The organism is Azospirillum isscasi (genome assembly GCF_030849505.1).
GTDB lineage: Bacteria > Pseudomonadota > Alphaproteobacteria > Azospirillales > Azospirillaceae > Azospirillum > Azospirillum isscasi.
In genome coordinates, this window is sequence record NZ_JAUJFI010000293.1 from 1 (window position 1) to 3,045 (window position 3,045).

At 70.7% G+C, this 3,045-nt stretch carries 5 protein-coding genes; 2 read left to right on the forward strand and 3 right to left on the reverse strand.

The features are described 5' to 3' along the window. Positions 1-83: 83 nt before the first annotated feature. The 3 genes from QSG27_RS28270 to QSG27_RS28280 are packed head-to-tail and all read right to left on the reverse strand — an operon-like array spanning position 84 to position 1,575. On the reverse strand, positions 84-578 hold the full coding sequence (locus QSG27_RS28270) for a periplasmic heavy metal sensor (protein WP_306712098.1): 495 nt from the start codon (positions 576-578) through the stop codon (positions 84-86). Beyond that, on the reverse strand, positions 575-1,006 hold the full coding sequence (locus QSG27_RS28275; protein ID WP_306712100.1) for a hypothetical protein: 432 nt from the start codon (positions 1,004-1,006) through the stop codon (positions 575-577). The genes QSG27_RS28270 and QSG27_RS28275 overlap by 4 nt, the downstream gene beginning before the upstream one ends. Beyond that, the gene (locus QSG27_RS28280) at positions 1,003-1,575 is read right to left on the reverse strand and encodes an RNA polymerase sigma factor (protein ID WP_306712102.1); all 573 of its coding nucleotides are present in this window, start codon (positions 1,573-1,575) and stop codon (positions 1,003-1,005) included. Before QSG27_RS28280 ends, QSG27_RS28275 begins: the two co-directional genes overlap by 4 nt. Positions 1,576-1,809: 234 nt before the next feature. Between QSG27_RS28280 and QSG27_RS28285 the strand changes: the two genes are divergently transcribed. Both QSG27_RS28285 and QSG27_RS28290 read left to right on the forward strand, forming a co-directional pair. After that, entirely contained in the window at positions 1,810-2,511 is a 702-nt protein-coding gene (locus QSG27_RS28285) for a hypothetical protein (RefSeq protein WP_306712104.1), read from the forward strand. Positions 2,512-2,640: 129 nt separating this feature from the next. After that, a partial coding sequence (locus QSG27_RS28290) for a tetratricopeptide repeat protein (RefSeq protein WP_306712106.1) occupies positions 2,641-3,045 on the forward strand: 405 nt, incomplete at its 3' end.

Here is a 3,045-nt window from a genome sequence, read left to right on the forward strand (position 1 = left end):
CCGCGAGGCGGCGCTCGCCATGGGCGCCGGGAACGCCGCCGCCCGGCTGGCGCCCGCCGGGGGCGCCGCTTGACGGTCGGCCTTCAGCGGGGCGGTCCCATCTCAACCAGCTTGCGGCGCCCTTCGGGCGACAACCGGCCAAGCGTCTCGATCACGCGGCTGTCCACACGGTTGCGCAGTTCGGCCTCGGTGGCGTGTGCCTGCTCGAAGGCGCGGCGCAGGGCCTCCGGATCGAAGGCGGGCGCCTGCATGCTGGTGCGAAGCTGGCCGCGCATGGCCTCCATGTTCTCATGGATGCGGTCGAGCGTGCCGCGCTCCGCCTCGTAGCCGCGGCGCAGGATCTCCGCGTCGGTGGGGGACAATTCCCTTGCGGCCCGCTCGATGAAACGTTCCATCCCCTGTCCGGGCTCGGGCGGCGGGGGTGGCGGCAGGAGATGCAGCGCCTGCGCCGCCAGGATGCCGCCCAGCAGCATGTTCACGGCGAGCGAGCCGACCAGCAGGTACCAGGGCCAGCGGCGCGGGGCGGTTCCCGCCGCCGTGCGGCGCAGGGCCGCGGGACCGGTGACCGGCCGGCTCATCGGATCGCCCCCAGATAGCTGCTGCTCACCACCACCTCCGCATAATTGTGCGCCTGGGCGTTCCGCACCGGCAGGACGCCCTGGACGGCGGCGAGGAACCCTGCCATGCCCATGGCCGCGAGGAACCCCGCGGTCGGCCAGAAGCGCATGGGCGGGGCCGACAGGGTCCAGGGGGCGGGAGGCGCCCGCTCCGCCGGAGCGTCCAGCGCCGCGGCGATGCCGGAAAGCACGCGCTGCACGCTGTCCTCCCCCACCTTCGGGGCGGCGCGGTCGAGCAGGGCGTCCAGCGCCGCGGCGTCGGCCAGGACGGCCCGCGCCTCGGCGGAGTTTTCCAGAAGGGTCAGGGCATCGACGCCGTCCGTCGCGGGCCAGCGGTCGATGTCGCCGCCGTAGAGGTCGGCGAAGCGCTTGAACTCTTTGAGTGTCATTTCTCGTCGCCGTCCTTCTGACGGATCAGGGAGTGGAGCCGGGAGCGGACCATACGCCGCGCCCGGACAAGCAGGCTTTCCATGGCCGAGACCGATACGTGCAGAACCTCCGATGCTTCCGCGCAGCTCATCTCCTGGTAGTAGCACAGACTGAGCGCCGCCCGCTGCCGTTCCGGCAAGGCGGCGATCGCCGCGTCCACCGCAGCGCCAAGCTGGCGCTCCTCCAGCATCCCGTCGGCGCCGGTCGCCGGGTCGGCCATCTCCACGGCGTCGTCCAGGGGCTGGAAGCTCTTGCGGCGGCGGTAATCGATCGAACGGTTGACGACGATGCGGTAGAGCCAGGTGGAGAACCGGGTCCCGTCGCCCCGCCAGCGGTCGGCGTGCGTCCAGATCTGCAGGAAGGCGTCCTGCACGACCTCTTCCGCGTCGCTCGCGTTCCCGACCACCTTGTGGGCGAGCGCGAGGCTCCGGCGCAGGTGACGGCGGGTCAACCGGTCGAAAGCCGCCCGGTTGCCTGCGGCCGTCTCGGCCATCAGCGTTTCGTCGTCGTCCTCGTCGATCACCGTCACGCGGCCATCCTCTGCTCCTTCCTGCGTCCGGGGCCGTGGGGGCGGCTCCGGCGGGCCTTGTTGCCGGTGATACGCGGGCCGGACGGGACTCCTGCGCGGTCCGGACGGATTTTTTATGGCCCGGCGATTTTTTCGCCGGGGGCTGCGAGAATGGCTCCGCCGCCGCGCAGGAGTCCGTCGTGGCGCCCCGTATCAACGCCGGGACCATTTTTCGGGCAATCGGGGGGCAGGGGCATGTCGGACGCACTGGCCGGTGTCAATTCCATGGTGTCGGGCCTGACCGACTCCATCAACAGCGCCATCTCCGCGCTCCAGGCGCAGAAGGAGCAGGAGGCCGCCGCCGCGGCAAATGTCCAGGAGTTCCAGAAGCAGGTCAACAAGTCCTCGTCCAACCTCCAGGGGCAGGCGACGGACATCGGCATCCTGGCGAAGAACGTCACCCGCCTGAACGTCGTCAGCAATCTGGCGGCCAACGACAAGGTGGACTTCCACCGGTTCCGCGTGACCAGCAAGGGCGAGGCGACGCTGGGCCGGGTCGGCGACGACGGGCTGCGCGTCCAGCTCATGACCAAGCTCGGCACGGTGATCGCCGACAGCAACCCCGACACCGGCAAGGATTACGAGACGTTCCAGAAGCTCCAGACCGGCGAGCTGACGCTGGACCGCGGCGAGTACGCGATCCGCGTGACCCGCGAGAAGGGCCAGTCGGACAAGGAAACCAAGAATTACGCCCTCCAGCTCCAGATGGGCGGCTACACCCAGGACTACGACACCGTCGCCAAGCAGCCGGACAAGAGCGCCAGCCCCTACCAGATGTCCGCCGCCCAGCAGGCGATGCTGAGCGGGCTGAACGACGCGATCACCAGCCTGTCCTCCATCTCCTACGGGCAGAGCGGGACGGACAAGCTGCTGGGCAGTTTCAGCCTGTTCGCCTGACCGTTCGTCCGACGGCACGCTTCACCCGGATTTTTCCGGCACGAACGACGCATCCGTACCCGCGGCGGCGCGGGCGCGCTACACTGCGCGCCCCGATGCCCCGCCCGTGGGCCAGACACACGGACCGTCATGAACGCCAGCCGCGACCTTTCCCCCTCCGGACTTCAGGAGACGCTGGCGCAGGCCGTCGTCCATCACCAGAACGGACGGCTGGCGGACGCGCAGCCCCTCTACGAGCGGGTGCTGCGCCAGTTGCCGGACCAGAGCGACGCGCTGCATCTGCTGGGCCTGCTGAAGGCGCAGACCGGCGATCCGGAAGGCGGGATCGCGCTGATCCGCAAGGCCGTGGCGAAGGACGGCGGCCAACCGGTCTTCCGCCTCAACCTGGGCCGCGTCCTGGAGGCGGCGGGGCGCTGGGCGGAGGCCGCGGACGCCTATGGCCACGCCGCCCGCCTCGCCCCGCTGGACTCCACCCACCACCGGCTGGAGGCCGCCGCCCAGGCCAAGCTGGGGCGGGCGGAGGCCGCGGCAAGG